Origin of the sequence: Acinetobacter sp. MB5 (genome assembly GCF_003261585.1) — a bacterium.
Taxonomy (GTDB): domain Bacteria; phylum Pseudomonadota; class Gammaproteobacteria; order Pseudomonadales; family Moraxellaceae; genus Acinetobacter.
In genome coordinates this window covers 168597-191876 of the sequence record NZ_POVU01000003.1, presented here as the reverse complement: position 1 = coordinate 191876, position 23280 = coordinate 168597, and the positions used below count along the sequence as shown (strand labels likewise).

Sequence of the window (23280 nt, the reverse complement as noted above, 5' to 3'; positions counted from 1 at the left end):
TCGAAAAATGCAGATTGTGGTGCAGATTATGGGTTGAAAGCGATGAGGTGAGTATAGGTGGTGCATTTTAACTGCAAAAATGGTCTTTAAACGGGTCACTTTAGGGCAATATTGAATGGAGAAAATAGGGCATGACTGGCTTTGGTGCGAAGACATCTGCGCCATAAAAAATAGGTGAGTGAATTTGAGCATTGTCATCGTCATGTCATCTTGAAACGTTAAATTCACTTAAAAATAAATCAATGAATTTAAAATAAAAATAAGAATATTGAGATGGATTTATCTCACAAAAAACACGTTCTATTAAAGCAATCCCTGCGCCAAAAAACAGTAAATTCTGCATAATTTATGAACGAAAATAAGTTGTGTCGGGATTCATTTTTTTCGTTTGTGAAAGCGCCCCCGCAAAAAGATACTCGAAGCAAGGCTTATGCAGTTTTCGAGAACTATTTAGCAGAAAACTGACTATCAAAAACTGCATCAACCCACATCTAATGCAAGATTTTTTGTGGCTTTGTGCATGTGTCAGTGTTGTACACCGCAAAGATCTCGCTTGGGTCTACCGAAAAATACGATGTATTGAATTAAGGGACGATATATGACAAATCAAGTTTTGGGCGAAGGCTTGAAAAGTCGTCAGGTGACCATGATCACCATTGGCGGCATTATTGGGGCGGGGTTATTTATTGGGTCTTCTTCGGCAATTGCCACAGCAGGCCCTGCCATTATTATCTCCTATGCATTGACGGGATTACTGGTCTTTCTGGTGATGCGCATGTTGGGCGAAATGGCGGTGATGCAGCCTGATACAGGATCTTTTTCAACCTATGCTGCCAATGCGATAGGGCCTTGGGCAGGCTTTACCATTGGCTGGTTGTACTGGTGGTTTTGGGTACTGGTGATTCCTGTAGAAGCGATTGCGGGTGCAGATATTATTCATTCTTGGTTTCCAGTATTACCTTCTTGGGCGTATGCAATTGGCATTATGCTGATTTTAACCACCAGTAATTTATTGAATGTGAAGAACTTTGGTGAGTTCGAATTCTGGTTCGCGCTGATTAAAGTGATCGCGATTATTGGCTTTATCATCATTGCGGGTATGGCTGTTTTGGGCTTCTGGCCGTTATCTCCAGTCAGTGGTTTCAGCCATTTGTACTCTCAAGGCGGCTTTATGCCAAATGGTTTTGGTACAGTGTTGGGCGGTGTACTGATTACAATTTTCTCGTTCTTTGGCGCGGAAGTGGTGTCAATTGCTGCGGCAGAGTCGAAAAATCCACAAGAGAAAATCCGTAAAGCCACTAATTTGGTGATTTACCGTATTGCGATTTTCTATGTATTGTCGATTTTTCTGGTGGTGTCGTTGGTGAGTTGGAATGACCCTGCGCTTAAAGAAATGGGAACTTTCCAATATGTGTTGTCGACTTTAAATGTCCCAGGTACCAAACTGATCATTGATACCGTGGTGTTCGTGGCGGTGTGTAGCTGTATGAACTCAGGCTTATATATTGCATCACGCATGCTGTTTTCCCTCGGTAAACGTGGTGATGCACCAAAATCAACAGCGACAGTCACAGGTCAAAGTGTACCGAAAGTGGCGGTGTTGGCGTCAAGTGTTGCGGGTTTTGCAGGTGGTTTTGCCAACTATGTCTTTCCAGGTCAAGTGTTCAGCTTCCTGCTGTCAACCACAGGTGCGATTGCCTTAATCGTGTATTTGGTGATTGCGGTATCGCAACTCAGAATGCGTTATAGCGTTGAGCGTGCAGGTGTTCAGCTCAGCTTTAAAATGTGGTGCTTCCCCTATGTGACTTGGTTTGTGATTCTGACGATTTTGGCGGTGTTGGGGTATATGTTTATTTCACCTGCATATCGTTATGAAACGCTGATGTCAGTCGGTGTGACCACCATTATGCTGATCGCCAGTTTCTTTGTGACCCGTAATCGTCAGGTACAAAAACCGTGGTTAAAAAATCAAAATGCCAATGTGTTGAACAGTAAAAATGTAGGAGAGTTTTCTAAATAATTGAGGGATATCGATGTAGAGAAAGGCTCTACATCGATCAGTAAATCGGGTTTTTAAACGGAGTTAAAAACTGGCTGCATAAGACTCAGGAACAAAATGTTGTTCACCATCACGGGTTTTATGCTGTTGCTCCGCATGCAATAACCAGTAAGGATCACGCAGTAAACCACGACCCACAGCCACCAAGTCCACTTGCTGTGTTCCTAGTACATAATCTGCCACTTCGGCATCTTCCAGCATACCCACTGCAATCACAGGAAGTTGAGTTGCCTGTTTTACCGCAGTCGCCAAATACACCTGATAGCCCGCTTGGAAATTTGGGGTGTGTGCAGGGTGTAACGCACCATCGCCACCACCACTGACATCCAGTACATCTCCACCTGCTGCTGCAAAACGACGAGCCACTTCACAGCCATACGCCAAGTCAAAACCGTTTTCGCTATATTCCTGCGCAGAAATACGCACCAGCAATGGCATATCCGCAGGCATCACGGCTTTAGCAGCACGAATCACCTGTTCACCAAACAGCATTTTGTCCTGACCGTATTCGTCCTGACGCTGGTTGGTTTTGGCGGAGTAAAACTGATGAATCAGATAACCATGTGCTGCATGGAGTTCAATCGCATCAAAGCCTGCATCTACTGCACGTTTCACCGCATCCTGAAAGGCTTGCACCATTTCTTGGATTTCAGCTTGGCTGAGTTCACGCGGTTGCTGATAATCCCATGCGCTGTTGTTGCCTTCATTGGCACCGTCATAACGGATTGGTGATGCTGAAACCACATCATCACAGCCGAGCGCTTTACGTCCTGCATGGGCAATCTGAATCGCAATTTTGCTGCCACGTGCATGTACTACATCGACAATTTTTTTCAGTTCGTCACGCTGCTGATCATTCCACAGCCCCAAACAGTTTGGGGTAATGCGACCATTGGGCATGACGTTGGTCATTTCCACAATAATCAGACCGACACCACCAACTGCACGTGAGGCGTAATGTACCAGATGCCAGTCATTGACCACGCCATCCGTGGCTTGATACTGGCACATCGGTGGCATGACCACGCGGTTTTTGAGATTGAGGTTTTTGACCGAAAAGGGCGTATATAAATCATGCAACTTTGCCATGAAATTTGCCTGTGATAAGAAGGGAGAATGCCTTGCATGGTAAGAACGAATTAGATATAAATCCAATCATGAAATTATATAAATGCTATAAATATGGATAATATCAGGTCGCTGGATCTTAACTTGCTCAAAGCGCTGGATGCCTTGCTGGATGAACGCAATGTCACCCGTGCCGCAGAAAAACTGGCGCTGACCCAGCCTGCGGTCAGTAGCATGCTCAACCGTTTAAGGGTGAAATTTTCTGATCCGCTGTTTGTGCGGGCATCGCATGGGATGACCCCGACCAACCGTGCTTTGGCGCTGGCAAAACCTGTGAAGCAGATTCTGGCGGATATTGATGCCTTGATGCAGCCAGTGGAATTTGATCCGAAACAGTTGCACCTGACCTTGAATATTGCCGCCAATGATAACGACATGCAGGCGATTGGTTTGCCATTTATTTTGGCACTCAAACAGCAAGCGCCTCATGTCAAAGTGGCCTTTCTCTCCATTCACCGTTTAGACATTCAGGGTATGCTGGAACGAGGTGAACTGGATCTGATTTTCCTTGATCCAGTTAATGTACCTGTCGAATCCCACACTCGTGTGCTGTATCAGGAGCGCTATGTCTGCATTATGCGAGAAGGGCATCCTGCAGCGAGTCAGCAGGCACTGACTTTAGATCGGTTTTGTGAACTGGAACATGCACTGGCCTCTTACGAAGGTGGGCAGTTTTTTGGCGCAACTGATGAAGCCCTTGCCAAAGTTGGACGTCAGCGCAATGTAGCACTGTCTGTCACCAGTTTTTTGTTATTGCCCGATCTTTTGCGTAAAAGTGATTTGATTGCGGTGGTACCTGCACATTTGGTGCAAAACATTCAGGACATTGTGGTGCTTGAACCGCCTGTGCCTGTACAGGGTTATACCAAGGTGATGGCATGGCATGAACGTAATCATCATGACCCGATTCAGCAGTGGTTACGTACTTTAATTTGGGAAACCTGTGGCGAATAATTTTTCCCCATTTCAATTTTTCAAACTTTAGCTTAAAAAAGATTCACATTGGAGTTTGATTTAGATAGTATTAGGTAGATCGGTCTACTTAATTTATTTTGACATGACACAGAAAACAGCAAAAGAGAAAATCTTGGATGCGGCTGCGGTACTGTTTTATAACCACGGCATTGCCAGTACAGGCATTAACAGCATTACTGACAAGGCACAAGTCGCCAAAATGTCGCTGTATAACAACTTTCCTGCCAAATCGGATTTGGTGGCAGCGTACATACAGGCACGGCATCAGGAATGGCTGGACTTGTATGCCAAACGTCTGGCGCAGGAAAACTCACCGCGTGATGCGATTCTTGCGGTGTTTGCTGCCTATCAGGATCATGCCGAATGTGCCTATGAAAGTGGTTTTCGTGGTTGTGGCTTACTCAATGCAGCCGCAGAGTTTCCTGCCAATAGCCCTGAGCGTTTGGCTGTTAAACAGCATAAAGAGCAGATTGAGCAGATCTTGCGAGAACAGTTAGAGCAACTGTTGACTGATTCTGCACGTGTTGAGTATTTAGCCAGTCTGTTCTCGTTTCTGCTTGAAGGCGCAATCATGCGTGCAGGTCTGGAAGGGTCTAGTCAGAAAATGCAACTCGCCAAAGACATGGCAGCGCAGTTGCTCGATCGGGAACTTGCCGCATGAATCGCACAGCATTATCCACCCAAACGCAAAATCAGACACAGTGGGGAATTTTTGCAGTCCTGATTGCCTCTTTTTTATGGGGGACAACAGGCACGGCTGCATCCTTTGCACCGACATTAAGCCCTTTGGCGATTGGTGCGATTGCCATGGGCGGTGGCGGTTTGCTGCAAGCCTTACTTGCTATAAAATACATTCAGCGTAATTTGTCGAAATTGCGTCAGCAGAGCATGATTTTACTGCTCGGTGGTTTGGGCGTTGGAATCTATCCACTGACGTTTTATTCGTCCATGCACTATGCAGGGGTGACTATTGGCACAGTGGTGTCGATTGGTACAGCACCTTTATTTACCGCCTTACTGGAACGAATTGTCGATCGGCGAGAGTTGTCCAAACGCTGGCTGATCAGTTTTGTGCTCGGTGTGATCGGGATTGTCTGCCTGTCACTCGGGGAGTCAAAAGTCACGCATGCGGCAGCAGATGAAACGCATAAATTACTGGGCATTGTGCTAGGCTGTGTTGCAGGCTTCACCTATTCATTGTACTCATGGTGTGCCCAAAAACTGATGCAACGGGGTATTGAATCCAAAGCATCTATGGGCATGATTTTTGGTTTGGGGGCATTGCTGCTATTACCAACGCTGTATTTTACAGGCGGCAATTTACTGCATGAATCGATCAATATTTATGTGGCGGCGTATATGACCCTGATACCGATGTTTTTGGGCTATTTGCTGTTCGGTTTTGGTTTGAAAACTGTGCCTGCCAGTCAGGCCGTGACCTTAACTTTATTTGAACCGTTTATCGCCGCGATTTTTGCCATGACCTTGGTGGGAGAGCATTTGGCGCTGATTGGCTGGATGGGATTGGCGCTGATTTTTGGTTGCTTGTTGGTTTTGGCGAAAGGATAAATTCAGATGTTTTGACCTGTAGTGGGTTGAGCTACAGGTCTTCAACATTTTAGTGTGCAGAGCTTAACGGGTCTGATTCATAGACTTTATGGGCAATGGTAGTCACGCATTTCATATATAAAAATGGCAAGACCATCAGCACCAAAAATGCTAAAAAGCTACGTTCATAATGATCTTTCAAGAAAATCACTGTGCCAATCGTTAAGATAATCATACTCACCAGACCAACTTTTAAAAAAGTGTCCTGATTTTTTGGAAACAGATTTTTCATCATAGATTACCAACACTAAAAACGATGCTGGCGATTGAACCAAATATTGAAGGATTTTTCATAAATAAAATGTAAATAAAAATGATAAATATCCAATAATAGTTCATATTCTTTGCAGCATTAGGATGAGCAAAGAGATGCATTTACAGGGAATTGATCTGAATTTTTAGAAGGCAAACAGTCTTGGTTAGTATGGCTTCAAATACCATAAAGGCATAAATTAAAGCTTAAAGTTGCACTGGCAGTTTTGATGTTTATTTAAGACTTTTAACATTTGTTCAATAAACAAATTTGACAACTTATTGATCATTTTAAATAATATATTTTAAAGTAATGAAAAAGATTAAATTTTGTTGATCAACTTTTTAAGTCGGTCTAACTTGATATTAAAACAATTTAAATAGATAGAGAGAACTTATAATGAAAGGCACAATGCTTGATTTTAGCATGCAATACAATGAAGGCCTGATTAGTGGCGAAGATAACAAACGTTACAGTTTTATTGGGGCGGAGTGGAAAGAAAATATTGCACCACAACGTGGGCAGCAGGTCGATTTTTCTGTCAATGAATTAGGACAGGCGACAGGTATTTATGTCATTGGTTATGGTTCTTCTTTTCAGCAGCCACCAGCGTTTCGGGAAAATGATGCGCAACTGCAAGCAGAAAGTGATTATGGTTTCTTAGACTGGTCGATTAAATGCTTGAAAAATTATGTGAATTTTTCTGGTCGTGCTCGCCGTAAGGAATATTGGTTTTTTTATTTATTCCAGATTCTCATTGGCTTTACATTAGGTCTGATTCTCGCCATTACTGGCTTTAGTAAAGGCACGATTGATATTTTCTCTGGACTCATTAACTTAGTTTTATTTCTTCCTGCCTTGGCAGTGACAGTGCGCCGCTTGCACGATGTGAACCGTTCGGGTTGGTGGTTTTTGATTGCATTTACTATTGTGGGTTTAATTCCTTTATTTATCTGGACGGTCACTGAAACCAAGCAGGAAAAAAATCAGTGGGGTTCTCCAGCCAAATAATCGAATCAGTAATCTTTGATCTGATCTTAAAATGGGTCAGATCGAAGATTAAAAATAAAATAATAAATAGACTTCTTTCATAAGTACTTTTTATTTCTCCCTCTGGGAGAAAAGTAAAGAGGGTGAAGACAATTATGAAAGAAGTCTAATATAAAATCAAAGAAAATAATGTCATTAAAAAAGTAAAGATAATTGATCATACGTTTTTATTCAGCACTTTAAATGTTATATTGAAAATCAAGTCATAAGGCATAAATATAATCGACTCAGGGAGAGTTAAATGAGATTTGATGGACTGGATTTAAACTTATTGGTTGCCTTGGATATATTGCTTACAGAAAAAAATATTACCCGTGCAGGAGAGAAATTATTTTTAAGTCAGCCTGCAACCAGTGCGGCGCTTTCCCGATTGAGAGACTATTTTGAAGATGAATTGCTGGTTCAGGTTGGGCGCAGTATGGTGTTAACCCCGATGGGAGAAAACCTTGCAAAACCTGTGAATGATTTACTGATACAAATGCGTACTGTTTTGAATAATAAAAATAAATTTGATCCAATGACGGCAACACGTAAATTTACCATTATGGCATCTGACTATACGGGAAACGTGTTGCTTCCTCGGCTCAATCAGTTGTTGTATCGCTTTGCACCCCAGTGTTCAATTGAACAGTTAATGCCATCTTCAGAAGCTGAAAAACAGATTCAACGCGGTAATGTCGATATTTTACTGTTACCTAGTTTAAGTATTTTAGATGAGCATCCGAGTGTAGAAGTTTTTGATGATGAATTTGTCTGTGTGATGTGGAATCAAAATCCACTCAAAGAGAAACAACTCACCCTAGAAGATTATAAAAATGCTGAACATGTTTTAGTGCGTTTGGGTGCAGTGAATAATACACCAATGATTGATGACTGGTTAATTCGCAATTTGGATGTTAATCGGAAAATTGCCTATATTGCGACGAATTTTAATAGTGTGCCGCGTTTTGTGGTAGGAACACCTTATATTGCAATCATGCATAAAAAACTGGCATTGCAATGTGCCGAATATTTGCCGATTTATGTATCTCCACTGCCGTGGGAAGCCCCTAAAATCAAAATTTGTATGCAATGGAATAAGTTTCAGGAAAATGATGCAGGCTTACTCTGGTTTCGGCAACTGGTGATGGATGTTGCGAATGAGCTGATTGCATAATCTAAGCTCAAAAGGGTTAGCTTTAACCCTTTTGTTCATTTGGTGATGAATTAATATGCTGTTGTTTTCGCCTTAAACATAAAACGGCGGAAGATATCGAATGCGATACAGAACACCGCAAAAGCAAGCAGTAATGGGCCAAGTTGTGCTAGTGTCATTTTTAAACTGCCTGTAAAACCATTCAGATAAACCACTAAAATCGGGCTTGAGAACATCCCAAAATTATAAAAACTGTTCCAGATTCCTGTACCCAATCCCCGTTTTTCCTGCGGTAAGTGGCGCATATTCCAGAACGTGACCGATGGCAATAAAATTCCTGAACCGAAACTATTGATAATCGCGTAAATCAACACCTCTTGTGCACTTTGAGCTGTTGCCAAGAGCATGAAACTGATGCCAATTAAACCAAAGCCGATCAGCAAATTAAGTGACATCGCTGTGGATTTTTTAATCATGTACTGTACGGTCAGCGTACCCAAAACCACAAATACCGTTGAAAGTGCCGCAATATTTCCCGCAGTTTTCGGAGAGCTTTCACCAATTGAATTTAAAAGATAGGGAATCTGAATCTGTAGAATCATAAAGGTGACGGCTGCAATAAATGCTGTGATCCAGATGGCCAACATAAAACTCGGGCGGAATTTTAGGGTTTCAGTAGAATCAGAGATTTCAGTCTGTAGATCATCATCTTGGCGACGACGAATCTGAGGCTCCCACAGTAAAATTTGTCCAAGCACTGCAAAAAGGAGCGGTACGGCATAGACAATAAATGCAAGTCGCCAGCTAATTCCACCCAAATATCCCCCAAGTGTAAAAAACAAAATGGCTGAGGTTGAGGCCGCTGTCACCTGTAATGCCAAATAGCGTTGTCTGAGTTGAGGGGAATAATAATCGCCGATCAGGGTCGTACTCACGGTAAGAACCACGGCTTCAAAGAAGCCCAAAATCACCCGAGAAATCAGAATCAAATAAAATTGATCGAGGAACATTGGGGCCAGACCGACTATTCCATAGGCCACGGTGGAAAGGATGAGCAATTTTTTACGACCAAATTTGTCCGCAAGGAACCCAACCAGTGGACTAACAATCGCCATGACTAAACCAGGAATGGTTAGCGCAATCGGAGTTAAATACTCAATATGCGGCACATGGGCAAAGTGTTGCTGAATTTTAGGGAGGCTGGGTGCCATGACAATGGCTGCCATCGGCGACAGACAGACAAAGAGCAATAACAGCAGTGTGGTAAAGCCAGATTTAATCCCGACCACTTTTTCAATGGTCGTTTTTCCTTGATTCATAATTCCCTCGATCTTCAACAGATGTGAGAAAGGGCGTATTGTTCTGATCTTGATAAGGCAGAAAAATAAATGGTATCGCGTCCTTTCTCACCGTTTCGAACATATCCTTGTTTAGGGTGTAATCGGCTTAATGCGGCATGCCAATATTGGTTTTTGTGCCATCGGCATCGGTTTTGATGAAGTTAAAATAAGACACATGGACTTCATAAAATTTCTGATTTTCATCGATTTTATAAAGAATTAAGCCATGAAAATCGAACTGTTGTCCCTGTTTGATTTCACCAAATGGCGTTTCAGTTTTATCTTCTGGAACATCAAAATGCGTGTGAAGCTCAATCACCAAGCGGTTGTCATTGACGGGTAAATATTCTTTAACGTTGAGCGTTTCCTTCATCACGCTCCAGATCTGGCGGTAATGTTCTTTGACGGCTTCGACACCTTCAAAAATCAGACCACCATTAAACATTTTGATATTGGGGGCAAAAAACTCTTCAAAACCTGAATGGTCTTGCTGATTAAATTTACCGATATAATTGTTTAGAAAATACTGTTGATCCATGTGCTATTTTCCATGCTTGGTGGTGTTGTTTTGACATCATGTCAATTTATGCGGATTTATTGTTTTAGATGATTCATCCCGATCCTTGGATCGGAATGAATGAGCGAGGATGAAGAAACGGGTATCGATACGATCCGATGCTGAATGTTATTTCTTGGGTTTGATCGAAGCGCGGAACAGCAAGGTAATTAAAAATAATACCGTTTTAAAATTGAGGAGCTTTAGCGCAGCACGAGCTTCCTCAGGTCGAAGCTTTGCTGTCATCGGCATAGCGCCAAAAATCTTGCCTTTTAAAATCAGCTCATTGCCATTACGTTCAATGGCGCTGACATTCATGAGTTCGCTATTATCACTTCCATAGACTTTCATAATTTTAGTTCCCTACAGCTTTGTCGAAATCAATATTCATGTCATCAAACATTTTGATGGCCGTGGCACGTCCTGCACCAAACACGCCACCACCTGGATGCATGAATGGACCCACCAGATACATGTTGTCGAGACCTGGTACAGTTAAGCGACCCAAGTCAGGGGTTGGTCGGTGTGCGAAAGATTGGTAAAAATATGGGGCGACACCATGCACATCACCACGTACCATCGAGTTTGGTGAGCTACGTTCCAGATCTAGTGGGGAATGGAAGCTACGCGCAATAATGTTGTCCGAAGTCAAGTTCTTCACATATTTGCGATAAGCTGCCAGACTGAGTTCGCCAAATTCTTCCTTGTATTCATCCCAGCGCGCTGAACCACCTTCGGCAAGATCATACGGAGCGAAAGTAATGCCGTGGAACATGCCTTTGCCCGCAGGGACGCGTGTCGGATCATTCAGGCTTTCATCACCTCCTGCCACCAAGCGGCGTTTGGATACCTTGCCGCGACGCAGTGCATCGAAGTCGTCCATCAATTCAGAGAGTTTTTCGGTACTGAGCATGGTCAGCATGGTGCCTTTACTGACATCTTTATGTGCATAAAACTCGGCAGGGGTGTGCAAGTCATAGTGACTCACGAACAGGCTAAATGGGGCAAGTGTGGCATTTTTGGCACGACGCACCACATCTTCATCTAGCCCATCGATAAAGCGATCAATGACATGTGGATGCAGCGCACCAATTACGGCATCTTTGGCATAAATTTTCTCGCCATCGCGCATTTCTACCCCAACTGCTTTGCCGTTAGATGTCAGAACTTTTTTCACCTCGGCATCTAGACGAACTTCACCACCATAATGTTGGAAGCAACGTTCCAAGGCTTCGGATAATTTGCCGCTACCACCCACAGGCTGTGAAACACCATAGGTATGCATAATGCCAATAAATGCCAACAGTCCCATCCCTGTGCCGAGTTCGTCAGGTAATTGCAGGTTTTCAGCCAGTACCCGCAAAATATGGATTTTGACTTTGTCATGTACAAAGAGCTGGTTGACCAAATCGTAAGTGCTGCGTTGCATGGCATCGAACATTTCACGACCTTCGACACTTTGATCCATCATGGCGACCATTGCACCCATCGGGAGTGGAGGTGAATAGAATCCAGAGAGCAGCATAGGAATCAATGCCGCAGATTTTTGTGCCAATTTACGATAGGTTTCGGCATCCTGAGGGCAAACTTGAGCAATTGATTCGCAGGCTTTATCGAGGTCTTTGTAACAAATAATGGCACTGCCATCATCATAAACCGAGGCATATGGCACCTCTGAGTAGTTGTACTTCAAGCCAAATTTGGAAAATAAGCCAAGTTCATCCTGACGGATCATCGGGTTACCCTGAATCATGATATGAACGCTGGAATGTTCATCATGCCAGAAGCCTGGAGTATTCAGTTCGCGAGTTGAAACACCACCACCCACATAGGATTTTCGCTCTAAAATCAGGACTTTCTTGCCCGCTTTCGCTAAATATGACGCGGCAGTTAATCCGTTATGCCCAGCGCCAATCACAATCACGTCGTATTGAGACATCATGTCACTCCTTTCCATTTTTCGTTTTAAGCTGTGATTTGAACCAAGCATAAAGACAAAAAATTGGATGCGGAAGACAGCACTTTTTTGTATGCTGGTTACATAAATGTTCGTTATGCAAGATGTTTTTAAAGGAAGTTGCCACAATGCAAGGGTTGCAATCACAGCAGCAGATTGAGCTAGAAGAATTTCGTAAACGTGTGCAGCAAGGCAATGACCCACATGGGCCAGTTCGTGAAACCATGAGTCGTTTAGGTGACCGCTGGACGCCGCTGATTTTGATGATTTTGCGCACGGGGATTATGCGTTATACCCAGTTGCTCAAAGAAATTAACTCGATGGCAGACTCGCCTGTGTCACAGCGTATTTTAACTTTGAAGCTGCGTGCCTGTGAGCGTGACGGTTTTATTCAGCGTACCGTGATTCCGACCGTGCCACCGCAAGTAGAGTATGGTTTGACGGATTTGGGGCAGGCAATGGTGCTGGAATTGAACCGTTTGATTGGCTGGCTAGAAGTCCACGAAACACAAATTAATGCTTGTCGAGAGGAATATGATGCTCAACATGCAGGTGAATAGTTAGAAAATAAATAATATAAGTTATTGAAAATAATAATAAATAAATTTTATTTTAATTGAAATTTTAACCCGAACCTTTTACTTTGGATGCTGTGTTTTCAGACGGTAGGGGTTTGTCTTTTTAAAAAATAATGCAAAACAACAGATTAAACCGAATGTATATTCATGTATTTGTCACATGGATATTAGCAATCTAAACAATAAATTTTATGAATGATTTTGCAGCATGTATTTTAGATTCATGGAACAGAGCAAAACGGTTGGATTTACCCATCACGTATTTGCCAATACAGAAACAGCCATTTGGAACAAGGAGTTGCGTGTCCAATAGCCGATTCTAAATGGAACATGGAGTGTAGAAAAATCATGAGTGCGCTAAAAAAAGTATTAATCGTTGGCGGTGGAATTGGTGGTTTATCCACTGCAATTGCACTACGAAAAGCAGGGGTTGCTCAGGTCGACGTAATTGAAATCAATGCAGAACCGAAAGTTTATCATGTCGGGATTGTGGTTCAGGCGAACTTCATTCGTGCCATGGCTGCATTGGGGATTGCCGACGAAGCGGTCAAAGCGGGTTTTCCTTATCAGGGTTTACGCATCTGTAATGTTGAAGGTGAAGTCAAAGCTGAACTGAGCGGCGCACAGCTTGCGGGTGAACAATATCCTGCCAATTTGGGTCTAACCCGACCAGCCTTACATAAAGTGCTACTAGATGCGATTCAACGTGAAGGCGTGAATCTCAAGCTGGGTTTGACCTTTGACAAGATTGAGCAAACTGCTGAACAGGCCACCGTGACCTTTACCGATGGTACGCAAGACAGTTATGACTTGGTGGTCGGTGCAGATGGTGTGTATTCCAAAGTCCGTAGTCAGGTGTTTGGCGAACAGTACAAGCCGAAATTCACAGGGCAAGGCGTGTGGCGTTATAACTTGCCACGTCCAAAAGACTTGATGTATTCCCACATGTTTGAAGGCAAGTCGGGTGGGAAGGTGGGTTATACCCCGTTGACCGAAGACAGCTTATATATTTTGGCGGTATGGGAAGAACCAGGTAATCCATTCTTTGATCCGAATAGCCTTGCTGATGAATTTCAGAAACGTCTAGATGGTTTTGGTGGCTTGATTCCTGAATTAAAACAGCAAATTACTGACCCAAGCCAAGTGGTGTACCGTCCACTGGAAGCAATCTTGATGCCTGCGCCGTGGTACAACGGACGCGTGCTGCTGATTGGTGATGCAGCACATGCCACCACGCCACATATGGGGCAAGGCGCAGCGCAAGCGGTGGAAGATGCTGTGGTTCTGGGCGAGTTGGCAGCATCCGCAGCTGATGTGCAGAATGTGCTGGATGGCTTTATGGAGCGTCGTTATCAGCGCTGCAAATTTATCAATGAAGGTTCATTGCAAATTGGTGAATGGGAACAGCGCCCAACGCCAGATGCCAACTTTGCAGGCATGATGGCCAAAATGATTGAAGTGACTTCACAGCCGATTTAAGGAGATGACCATGCAGCCAAATCCTTTAAAAAGCTGGACGCTGAATGTAGATGATATTCAGTTTGTAGGTCAAGATTTACAGCGTCCCGAGTGCATTATTGCCCAGCCCGATGATTCGCTTTGGGTGGCCGATGCCCGCGGTGGTGTGATGCACATCGACGCGCAAGGACAGCAGACTTTAATCGCTCCTGATGTTGCAGTTCAGGAAGATGCCAGTTTTGAAGACCGTTATGTCAAGGCACAGGGTGCTTCGCTGCCAAATGGCATGGCAATGACCGACGAAGGTGACTTTATTATCTGTAACTGGGGTTTAGACCGCATTGAAAAGTTACATAAGAACACCGCACAGATTGAAGTGTTGTATGACCAACTGGATGGTCAACCACTAGGAAAAACCAATTTCCCGTTAATTGATTCAAAAGGACGAATCTGGTTTACCGTCACCACCACCATGCAGCCGTGGACTGAGTCGATTAACTCGACCGAACTCGATGGTTATATCGGGGTGATTGATGAGAATGGCATTCGCGTGGTGGCTGAACAGCTCGGCGGTGCCAATGAAATCCGATTCGATGACAAGGAGGAATGGCTGTATGTGGTGGAAAGTAACGCTCGACGTATTAGTCGTTTTCGGGTTGCTGACGACGCAACTTTATCTGCACGTGAAGTCTATGGCCCCGAAGAACTCGAAGGATTCCCAGACGGATTTGCTTTCGATGTCTATGGGAATTTATGGGTAACCCTAGTAATGGTAGACAAACTGATTGCGATTACGCCTGAACAGGAAGTCGTGACCATTTTGGATGACAGCCATCCTGAAGCCAATGCCCGACTCAATCAGCATTATAAAACCAAGACTTTAACTCCCGAGATTATGCAAGCATCGCGCGGCAAACTTGCACCGTGGATGGCCAGCATTACCTTTGGCGGTGCAGATTTAAAAACTGTGTATTTAGGCAGTTTGCAGGGCACGCGAATTCCATTTTTCCGTTCGCCTGTGGCAGGACAAAAATTAAGACATTGGAAATAAAGGAGTAGATCCACATGATTCGACATCTCAAAAAAGGCAAACCTGCCGAAGTGAAAGCAGAACTGAATACCCAAGTGCGTCAGACGGTTGAAGACATTATTCAGGCGATTGAACAGCGTGGTGAAGCAGCACTACGTGAATACTCGGAAAAATTTGACCGCTGGAATCCTGAAACTTTTCGTTTGAGCCAAGCTGAAATTCAAGCCTGTATCGACAGCTTATCCAAACAGGCAATTGAAGACATTAAATTTGCACAGGCACAAATCCACCGTTTTGCCCAAATCCAGTTGCAGTCTATGCGGGATGTGGAAGTGGAAACCTTGCCGGGTGTGGTACTAGGACACAAAAATATTCCTGTCAATTCGGTCGGTTGTTATATCCCGGGTGGTAAATATCCCTTGCTGGCATCGGCACATATGAGTGTCTTGACCGCAAAAGTGGCAGGCGTAAAACGTGTGATTGCCTGTGCGCCACCATTTGATGGCAAACCATCCCCTGAAATTATTGCCGCGATGGCGATGGCTGGTGCAGACGAAATTTATGTGATGGGCGGGGTGCAGGCGATTGCAGCTATGGCACTCGGCACAGAACAGATTGCCCCAGTGGATATGATTGTCGGGCCGGGTAATGCCTTTGTTGCAGAAGCCAAACGTCAGCTCTATGGTCGTGTCGGGATTGACCTGTTTGCAGGGCCGACAGAAACCATGGTGATCTGTGATGACACGGTCGATGCCGAACTGGTTGCAGTGGATTTGCTAGGACAAGCGGAACATGGCCCAACTTCACCAGCGTATTGTGTAACCACCAGCCAGAAAATTGCCGATGAATTGCCTGCTGCGATTGAAAAAGTCTTGGCTCGCTTAGACACAGCACCGATTGCCAGCGTGTCATGGCGCGATTATGGCGAAATTATCCTGTGCGACACTGATGAAGAAATGCTGGCAGAGTCCGAGCGTATTTGCAGTGAACACGTACAGGTGATGACCAAAGATCCTGACTGGTTCTTAGAACGTATGACCAGTTATGGCGGCTTGTTCTTGGGACACCGTACCAACGTGTCGTATGGCGACAAAGTCATCGGGACAAATCACACCTTACCAACCATGGGCGCAGGACGTTACACAGGTGGTTTGTGGGTCGGTAAATTTATTAAAACCCATACTTATCAACGTATTTTGACTGATGAAGCCAGTGTAGCCATTGGTGAAGTGTGTTCACGTCTCTGTGCACTCGAGCATTTCTCTGGGCATAAAGAACAGGCGGATATCCGTGTGCGTCGTTTGAAGCCAAGCGCAACGGAACATACAGCGCCTACGATTGTTGAGGCAAGCGCATGAAACTGGCAGGTCGAGTTGCCTTAGTCACGGGTGCGACAGGCAGCTTGGGGCATAGCATCTGTTCGGCTTTGGCAGCACACGGCGCAAGCATTGTGGTGGGTTATAACCAGTCTGCCGAGAAAGCCCAACAAGTACTCGACAGCTTGCCTGAGGTGGAACAGGGGCATTTGTTGGCGGCAGCACCTGTCACCAACAGCGCTGCCTTAGCCGATTTGGCAAGCCAGATTCAGCAACACTTTGGACGCTGTGACATGGTGGTGAATTGTGCGGGCATGACACGCTTTGTTGAACATGCTGATCTTGCCAGTCTGGATGATGCTTTGATTGATACGATTTTTGCCACCAATGTTCGCGGGGCAATTGCGGTGGTGCGTGCCTTACAACCACTACTTCAGCAAAGTGATGATGGCTTGGTCGTGAATATCAGTTCCATCGCCGCACGTACCGCGATGGGCAGCAATATTGCCTACTGTGCTTCGAAAGCGGCACTGGACAATCTGACCATTTCACTGGCACGTGCCTTAGCGCCAAAAATTCGTGTGGTTTCGGTTGCACCAGGTCTGTCAGATACCGAGTTTGTCAAAGGCTTAGACCAAGACTGGCGTAACCTGCAAGCCCAGTCAACGCCACTGGGTCGTCTGGCATTGCCTGAGGAAGTGGCTGCGGCGGTTGTTGCAGTGGCTACCCAGCTCACCTTTACCACAGGCGCGATTATTCCTGTCGATGGTGGGCGGCAGATTTTATAAAACAATAGGGAAAACAGCACGATGAGCAAGGATGTTTTTGCGTGGAAACCCCATCATGGTGGGATTAGCGTAGCCGATCTGGATGAGAGTATTGCGTGGTATTGCGATTACTTGGGTTTTGAACTGGAAAAAAAGCAATTTATTGAACAGATTCCTGCACAGATTGCCTTTATTCAACGTGGTGATTTTCGCATTGAACTGTTTGAACTACCGAATGCTAAACCACTGCCAGACGAACGCCGTATGCCGAACCTCGATGTGCAAACCCACGGGCATAAACATCTGTGCTTTGCGGTGCAAGATGCCAAACAGGCGTTTGCCGAGCTTCGAGAAAAAAATGCCGACATTGTCTTTGAAGCAGTGATTGGCGGAACAGCAATGGGATTTTTGCGCGATAACACTGGGAATTTGATTGAACTGATTGAATATCCTGATTTATGGAACAATGAGGGAACAGCAAAATGAAATTGGCAACACTCAAAGATGGTAGTCGAGATGGCCGCTTGGTCATCGTTTCTAAAGATTTAAAAACCGCGACTTTGGCAACAGGCATTGCGCTTACCTTACAAGATGCTTTGGAAAATTGGGATGAAGCCGAGCCAAAGCTGCAACAAAAATATGCTGCCCTGAATGATGCAACAGAACAAGATGCTTTTGCTTTCGATCCTGCTCAAGCTATGGCGCCATTGCCACGTGCTTATCAATGGGCAGATGCTTCGGCATTTTTAAATCATGGTTCTTTAATGGAGCAGGCATTTAAACTCGATATTAAAAAAGACAAAGGCGTGCCGATTATTTATCAGGGTGCGGGCGATGACTTTTTGGGAGCCTGTGATGATTATCCTGTGCCAGGTGAAGAGCATCAGATTGATTTTGAAGGTGAAGTCGCTGTCATTCTGGATGATGTACCAATGGGCGTACAGGCTGAACAGGCTGAAAAGCACATCAAGCTGTTTATGTTATTGAATGATGTCAGCCTGCGTGCGCACCTGTTTAAAGAAGTCAGCATTGGCTTTGGTCCGCTACGTGCTAAACCAAGTACCGTATTTGCCCCAGTTGCGGTGACACCTGATGAGTTGGGCGATGCGTGGCATGACGGACGCATTAAACTGCCTTTAGAAGTTCAGTGCAATGGCGAGTGGTTTGGACATCCCAATGGCGAGGAAATGAGTTTTTCTTTCCCCGAACTGGTGATGCATTTGGCACGTACCCGTAATTTGAAAGTCGGCACGATTTTAGGATCAGGCACATTTTCCAATCAGAACTATAAAGAAGTCGGTTCAGCATGTTTGGCGGAAAAACGCGCCATCGAAATTATTGAACAGGGTGAGCCAAAAACGCCATTTTTGAAATTTGGTGACCGCTTGCAGTTTGAAATGAAAGGGCAGGACGGACAGAGCATTTTCGGCAAAATTAACCACCAATTTGTTCCGTATCAGGAGGTGTAACATGCACATTCTCGTGACAGGCGCAAATGGTTTTGTCGGGTCAAACTTGGTCAAAGCCTTGCTGGAGCAACAGCATGAACTGTCCAACTTTAGCCGACTCAGTTTGCTGGACTTACAGTTTCAGGAACGTAGTGCCGATCCGCGCGTGGCGTATTATCAGGGTGATTTTTCTGATACGGCTTTAATTCAGCAAGCCTTACAGCAACCTGTGGATGTGGTGTTTCATTTAGCCAGTATCCCGGGCGGTATGGCTGAGCAAAATTATGAACTCAGCCGTAAGGTCAATGTCGATGCAATGCTGTTTCTGTTTGAACAGCTCAAGCAACAAGGCAACTGTCCGCGCATCGTATTTGCCAGCACCATTGCGGTGTATGGTTCGGACTTGCCTAAACAGGTTGATGATGACACCCCGCTAAAACCGCATTTGACTTATGCAGGGCAAAAGCAGTTTGGTGAAATTGTATTGGATGATTTTAGCCGTAAAGGCTGGATTGATGGTGTCGCGGTACGTTTACCGGGAATTGTGGCGCGTCCACAGCAACCATCGGGATTGCTCTCAGCCTTTATGAGTGATGTGTTCTGGACCTTATCCCAGCAGCGTACTTTTGCCTGTCCTGTGTCAGAGCATGCCGTGGCGTGGTGGATGTCAGTGAAATGCTGTGTGGACAATTTAATTCATGCCGCAAGTCTGCCTAAAGAACAGTTACAGCAAGACCGTCGTGTCTTTACCTTGCCTGTGCTGCGCCTGAGCATGCAGCAGGTGGTGGATGGCTTGGCCCAAGAATTTACCTTAAATACCGACACGCTGGTCAGCTTCGACAGCAATAACCCACAACTTGAGAAAAATTTTGGCGCATACCCTGAGATTCATACCCGACGGGCAGATGCACTTGGCTTTAAACATGACGGATCTATCCAACATCTCATTAAAAATACTTTAAATCTCGACTGATAGTTCTCAAAAGCTTGAGTCAGATTCATAAACCAAGGAGTGGTTTATCATGAACATGATTAGCGATAACTTCGAATCAAAAAGTAAGTTTGTTGCCTATTTACTGCTGATTCTCAACTGTTTGTCTCCGATGGCGGCGATTGTGATTGCCCCGAGTCTGCCACAAATGCAGGCTGAGTTTTCCCATATTCCCAATGTGGAGTTTTTAGTCCCGATTGCCCTGACGATACCAGGGTTGTTGGTGGCATTGCTCAGCCCTGTGGTTGGACTGTTTGCCGACAAATACGGACGGAAAAAGATGCTGGTCATGGCGACCTTTATTTATAGCCTGATCGGTGTGTTGCCTCTGTTTCTGCACAGCCTTTACGCCATTATTGGCAGCCGTGTGATTCTTGGTATGGCCGAAGCGGTGATCGTGACCATCAGTACGACCCTGATTGGTGATTATTATTCGGGTGCGGTGCGTCAGCGTTATCTGGCTTTACAGACTACCTTTGCATCGAGTTCGGCAATTCTATTTTTCATGATCGGTGGTGCGCTCGGAGAGTTTGGCTGGCGCGTACCGTATGCGGTGTATGCCGTGCCTGTAGTGCTGGGAATTTTGGGTGCATTTATGTTGTGGGAACCTCAGCAGCACAAAATGTCTGCCGATGATGACCATGAAGCGCAAACTGTGACCTTTCAGCCAAAACTGTTATTTTTCATCTGTGTCGTGACCTGCATTGGCGCATTGGCATTCATGATTTTACAAATCCAGATGGCGTTTATCTTGGGTTCGATTGGCGAGACTTCACCGAAAGTGGCAGGCAATATTTCTTCTGCATGTAGTGCCTTGATTGTGGCTGGGACATTGAGCGTGCATGTGTTCTCACGCTTGAAGTTTAAAGTCGGACATAACCTGTTTATTGCTTTTGGTCTGATTGGGCTCAGTTTCTTGCTGATGTCACATGCAACTTCTGCCGATCAGATTTTACTCTATGCCTTGTTGAATGGCTTTGGCTGTGGCCTGTTGCTACCGACCTTAGCAATCTGGAACATGAAAAATCTGCCTTGGTTTAAACGTGGTATTGGCACAGGCATGTGGTATGGCAGTTACTGTTTAGGCATGTTCTTTAGCCCGATTCTGTTTGTAGCAGCGACCAAGTTCACAGGCAATCTGTTCAATACCTTGGCATTGGCAGGTTGGGTGCTGATTCCACTGGCATTGATTGCCTTGGTGCTCGGATTTGTGAAAGGAACATCAACACAACCTGTTGCAACACCAGACAAGGCATAGGTAGGGAAATCATATGCAGCAGCGGTTACACAACAAAGTGGCAATCGTCACAGGAATTGGCAACGGCATTGGCAAAGCCTGCGCACTGATGTTTGCAGCCCAAGGGGCACAGGTCATGGGCTGTGACATTGTCACCGAACTGACTGAGCAGACTCAGGCACAAGCCCAGCAACAAGGTTTGGAAATCAGTATTGCAACTTGTGATCTGACCCAGCCTGAACAGGTTCAGGCGCTGGTCGTGGCAACCTTAGAAAAATTTGGGCGAGTTGATGTATTGGTGAATGCCGCTGCATTTGCCCACTTTCACCCGATTGAGGAACTGAGTTATCAGCACTGGAAACAGACCTTGGTCGGTGAACTGGATGTGGTGTTTTTGCTGTGCAAGGAAGCATGGCATGCCCTGAAACAGCAAGGTGGTTCAATCATTAACTTTGCTTCAGCCAATGCATGGATGGCACTGGAAGGCTCACCAGCATTGGCGCACTGCGCAGGCAAGGGCGGAGTTTTGGCAATGACACGGCAACTGGCGATGGAAGGTGGTGCATTTCAAATTCGCGCTAATACGATTTCCCCAGGGCTGATTGAAACTGCTGCAACACGGGCGCATATGCAAGAAGACCCTGCTTTTCAGCAGCAAGCTTTAAGCAAGCAGATTTTACGACAACGGATTGGTCGACCCGAAGACATTGCATGGGCAGCAATCTATCTGGCATCGGATGAATCGGCATGGGTCACAGGTACAGACCTCAAGGTCGATGCAGGAGCAACGGCTTCTTAATTTCTTAAAGTAATGAATTTAATCAACAATTGATCGGGCTGTTGCTAGCCCTATAGGGACGTTTTTCCCTAAAAAACACAAGAAAGGATTTCTTATGAAAAAAACAGCGTTAATGCTTTGTATGTTCGGCAGCCTTTACAGTTCAATGGCAATGGCAGAAACCACGGACAATCTGGTTGCCGCAGCCGATCCCGATGTGAGCAGTAACTTCCGCATTGGGCCACGTGTTGCCAGTCCAGAATCGACTGCACCTGTACAGGACAACAAATTATTTTCTAAACAGGGGCAGTGGTTATCCGATCATGGGGTTGCACCGCATGTTGGACTGACAGAGGTGTATTTGGGTAATCCAAGTGTGGGGACACAAACAGGCAATCATGAATCATTGACCCTGATTTCAGTCGGTGCAGATTTTGATTTAAATAAAATCATTGGCTTGCAAGGTGGTTATGTGCACTTTGAAGAACTGTTTGTACCGTGGACGCATAACCTGACTTATGGTGGTCAGGCGGCAAGTGTGATTGCAGGCAAACCTGGACCTTATATTCCTAGAGTATCGCACCTGACCTTGTTTACCTATGAACAAAAACTGCTGGATGACAAGCTGTCGATTGAAGCAGGTAAAAGCAATGCAGGCAACTACATGGCAACCCCGATCTGTAATACGGGCTTTACCTGTGTAAATGCGATTTTGCAGGATTCGGCAGGGATTAACCCGCCACCGTATGCCAACTGGAGTACCCGTATTGCCTACGATGTCAGCCCGAAACTGCGTGTACAGGCTGGCTGGTGGCGCAGTAACAATGCCTTCCCGTTTACCAATGGCTGGGAAAGTGGTTCAGGTGATTCGGGTGGTACATTGAGTGATGTGTATTTGGCTGATGTTGCCTATAAAACTGATTTTAGTATGGAGAAATATCCTGTCACTGTAGAGGCGATGGGCTTTCATAACACCCGTGAACAGGTCAATCCGTTGACTTCTGCTACCAGTAAATCTGCCAATGGTGTGTATCTGGCAGGCAAGAAAACCTTCTGGCGTCAAGATGGTGGCAACAGCAATGACCCGAATCCAAAATCACTGGCAGTCTTTGGCGCTTTAACGCATAGCTTTGAAGAAAACACCACCAATGGGGTCGAGACACAGTTGAATACAGGCATTATCTTGAACCATCCGTTCGAATCACGTCCTTATGACAGCTACTCGGTCAGCTTTATTTGGGATCAGTTGACCAAGAGTGAACAGCGTTTCTTGCAACAGTCGTATACAGGAGCCGATAACTACAAACCAGGACGCAATGAATATGCGATTGCACTGGATGCCAACTTCATTTTATCCGACAGTCTTGTGGTAAGCCCTTTCATTATGCGCACCTTTAACAGCAGTAGCTGGATGAACCCGACCACATCGACCAATCCAAAATCAGGCGTAGCCTTGGGTGTTGCGCTGCATATTCAGCTCGATACCTTATTGGGTTTCAACCCACACCCACATCCATAATTTGATCAAGTGCTGCCGATCTGGCAGCACTTTCCCGTAGGAACATTTGGGTAACCTGCCTACAAAAAAGTGCCGTCTTCTCGTGTATCAAGATTGC

23 protein-coding genes are annotated in these 23280 nt (G+C 45.2%); 17 read left to right on the top strand and 6 right to left on the bottom strand.

The window, feature by feature from the left end:
• Positions 1 to 598: 598 nt before the first annotated feature.
• Positions 599 to 2020, top strand: coding sequence for an amino acid permease (locus C1A47_RS06030; RefSeq protein WP_111893419.1), 1422 nt, complete (start codon positions 599 to 601; stop codon positions 2018 to 2020).
• A gap of 63 nt (positions 2021 to 2083) precedes the next feature.
• Here the strand turns inward: C1A47_RS06030 and C1A47_RS06025 are convergent, their stop codons facing one another.
• The gene (locus C1A47_RS06025; protein ID WP_111893417.1) at positions 2084 to 3148 is read right to left on the bottom strand and encodes an NADH:flavin oxidoreductase/NADH oxidase; all 1065 of its coding nucleotides are present in this window, start codon (positions 3146 to 3148) and stop codon (positions 2084 to 2086) included.
• Between the two features lie 93 nt (positions 3149 to 3241).
• Between C1A47_RS06025 and C1A47_RS06020 the strand changes: the two genes are divergently transcribed.
• The 3 genes from C1A47_RS06020 to C1A47_RS06010 all read left to right on the top strand — a co-directional run bounded on the left by C1A47_RS06020 (position 3242) and on the right by C1A47_RS06010 (position 5731).
• Complete coding sequence (locus C1A47_RS06020; RefSeq protein ID WP_111893415.1) at positions 3242 to 4141, top strand: LysR family transcriptional regulator; 900 nt, start codon at positions 3242 to 3244, stop codon at positions 4139 to 4141.
• Between the two features lie 103 nt (positions 4142 to 4244).
• Positions 4245 to 4823, top strand: coding sequence for a TetR/AcrR family transcriptional regulator (locus C1A47_RS06015; protein WP_111893413.1), 579 nt, complete (start codon positions 4245 to 4247; stop codon positions 4821 to 4823).
• Entirely contained in the window at positions 4820 to 5731 is a 912-nt protein-coding gene (locus C1A47_RS06010) for a DMT family transporter (protein WP_111893411.1), read from the top strand. The genes C1A47_RS06015 and C1A47_RS06010 overlap by 4 nt, the downstream gene beginning before the upstream one ends.
• 49 nt (positions 5732 to 5780) lie before the next feature.
• On the opposite strand, the gene C1A47_RS06005 is transcribed toward C1A47_RS06010, so the two are convergent.
• Positions 5781 to 6005, bottom strand: a complete 225-nt coding sequence (locus C1A47_RS06005; protein ID WP_227539738.1) for a hypothetical protein — start codon at positions 6003 to 6005, stop codon at positions 5781 to 5783.
• 417 nt (positions 6006 to 6422) lie between these two features.
• On the opposite strand from C1A47_RS06005, the gene C1A47_RS06000 reads away from it, so the two are divergent.
• Together C1A47_RS06000 and C1A47_RS05995 are read left to right on the top strand one after the other, a co-directional pair.
• Positions 6423 to 7034: a DUF805 domain-containing protein gene (locus C1A47_RS06000; RefSeq protein WP_111893407.1), complete on the top strand. Its 612-nt coding sequence runs from the start codon at positions 6423 to 6425 to the stop codon at positions 7032 to 7034.
• A gap of 280 nt (positions 7035 to 7314) precedes the next feature.
• Positions 7315 to 8229, top strand: a complete 915-nt coding sequence (locus C1A47_RS05995; RefSeq protein WP_111893405.1) for a LysR family transcriptional regulator — start codon at positions 7315 to 7317, stop codon at positions 8227 to 8229.
• A gap of 50 nt (positions 8230 to 8279) precedes the next feature.
• Here C1A47_RS05995 and C1A47_RS05990 read toward each other — a convergent pair whose 3' ends face one another.
• From C1A47_RS05990 to C1A47_RS05975, 4 genes are all read right to left on the bottom strand, one after another.
• Complete coding sequence (locus tag C1A47_RS05990) at positions 8280 to 9527, bottom strand: MFS transporter (RefSeq protein ID WP_111893403.1); 1248 nt, start codon at positions 9525 to 9527, stop codon at positions 8280 to 8282.
• A gap of 127 nt (positions 9528 to 9654) precedes the next feature.
• Complete coding sequence (locus C1A47_RS05985) at positions 9655 to 10086, bottom strand: nuclear transport factor 2 family protein (protein ID WP_032053239.1); 432 nt, start codon at positions 10084 to 10086, stop codon at positions 9655 to 9657.
• Positions 10087 to 10233: 147 nt separating this feature from the next.
• Positions 10234 to 10455, bottom strand: coding sequence for a hypothetical protein (locus tag C1A47_RS05980; RefSeq protein ID WP_111893401.1), 222 nt, complete (start codon positions 10453 to 10455; stop codon positions 10234 to 10236).
• Positions 10456 to 10459: 4 nt separating this feature from the next.
• Positions 10460 to 12061, bottom strand: a complete 1602-nt coding sequence (locus tag C1A47_RS05975) for a phytoene desaturase family protein (RefSeq protein WP_111893603.1) — start codon at positions 12059 to 12061, stop codon at positions 10460 to 10462.
• 128 nt (positions 12062 to 12189) lie between these two features.
• On the opposite strand from C1A47_RS05975, the gene C1A47_RS05970 reads away from it, so the two are divergent.
• The 11 genes from C1A47_RS05970 (at position 12190) to C1A47_RS05920 (ending at position 23183) form a co-directional block, all read left to right on the top strand.
• Positions 12190 to 12621, top strand: a complete 432-nt coding sequence (locus C1A47_RS05970) for a winged helix-turn-helix transcriptional regulator (RefSeq protein WP_111893399.1) — start codon at positions 12190 to 12192, stop codon at positions 12619 to 12621.
• A 366-nt stretch (positions 12622 to 12987) separates the two neighbouring features.
• On the top strand, positions 12988 to 14118 hold the full coding sequence (locus tag C1A47_RS05965; protein WP_111893397.1) for an FAD-dependent oxidoreductase: 1131 nt from the start codon (positions 12988 to 12990) through the stop codon (positions 14116 to 14118).
• A gap of 10 nt (positions 14119 to 14128) precedes the next feature.
• The gene (locus C1A47_RS05960; protein WP_111893395.1) at positions 14129 to 15148 is read left to right on the top strand and encodes an SMP-30/gluconolactonase/LRE family protein; all 1020 of its coding nucleotides are present in this window, start codon (positions 14129 to 14131) and stop codon (positions 15146 to 15148) included.
• A gap of 14 nt (positions 15149 to 15162) precedes the next feature.
• The gene (hisD, locus tag C1A47_RS05955) at positions 15163 to 16485 is read left to right on the top strand and encodes a histidinol dehydrogenase (RefSeq protein ID WP_111893393.1); all 1323 of its coding nucleotides are present in this window, start codon (positions 15163 to 15165) and stop codon (positions 16483 to 16485) included.
• The gene (locus C1A47_RS05950) at positions 16482 to 17231 is read left to right on the top strand and encodes an SDR family NAD(P)-dependent oxidoreductase (RefSeq protein WP_111893391.1); all 750 of its coding nucleotides are present in this window, start codon (positions 16482 to 16484) and stop codon (positions 17229 to 17231) included. The genes hisD and C1A47_RS05950 overlap by 4 nt, the downstream gene beginning before the upstream one ends.
• A 21-nt stretch (positions 17232 to 17252) precedes the next feature.
• The gene (locus tag C1A47_RS05945) at positions 17253 to 17696 is read left to right on the top strand and encodes a VOC family protein (protein WP_111893389.1); all 444 of its coding nucleotides are present in this window, start codon (positions 17253 to 17255) and stop codon (positions 17694 to 17696) included.
• Positions 17693 to 18679 carry a fumarylacetoacetate hydrolase family protein gene (locus C1A47_RS05940; protein WP_111893387.1) on the top strand — a complete coding sequence of 329 codons (987 nt, stop codon included), beginning with the start codon at positions 17693 to 17695 and terminating at the stop codon, positions 18677 to 18679. Before C1A47_RS05945 ends, C1A47_RS05940 begins: the two co-directional genes overlap by 4 nt.
• A 1-nt stretch (position 18680) precedes the next feature.
• The gene (locus C1A47_RS05935) at positions 18681 to 19631 is read left to right on the top strand and encodes an NAD-dependent epimerase/dehydratase family protein (protein ID WP_111893385.1); all 951 of its coding nucleotides are present in this window, start codon (positions 18681 to 18683) and stop codon (positions 19629 to 19631) included.
• A 49-nt stretch (positions 19632 to 19680) separates the two neighbouring features.
• On the top strand, positions 19681 to 20907 hold the full coding sequence (locus tag C1A47_RS05930) for an MFS transporter (protein ID WP_111893383.1): 1227 nt from the start codon (positions 19681 to 19683) through the stop codon (positions 20905 to 20907).
• Positions 20908 to 20920: 13 nt separating this feature from the next.
• A complete protein-coding gene (locus C1A47_RS05925) occupies positions 20921 to 21685 on the top strand; it encodes an SDR family NAD(P)-dependent oxidoreductase (RefSeq protein ID WP_111893381.1) in 765 nt (254 codons plus the stop codon).
• Between the two features lie 94 nt (positions 21686 to 21779).
• Entirely contained in the window at positions 21780 to 23183 is a 1404-nt protein-coding gene (locus C1A47_RS05920; RefSeq protein ID WP_171294341.1) for a carbohydrate porin, read from the top strand.
• Positions 23184 to 23280: the final 97 nt, after the last annotated feature.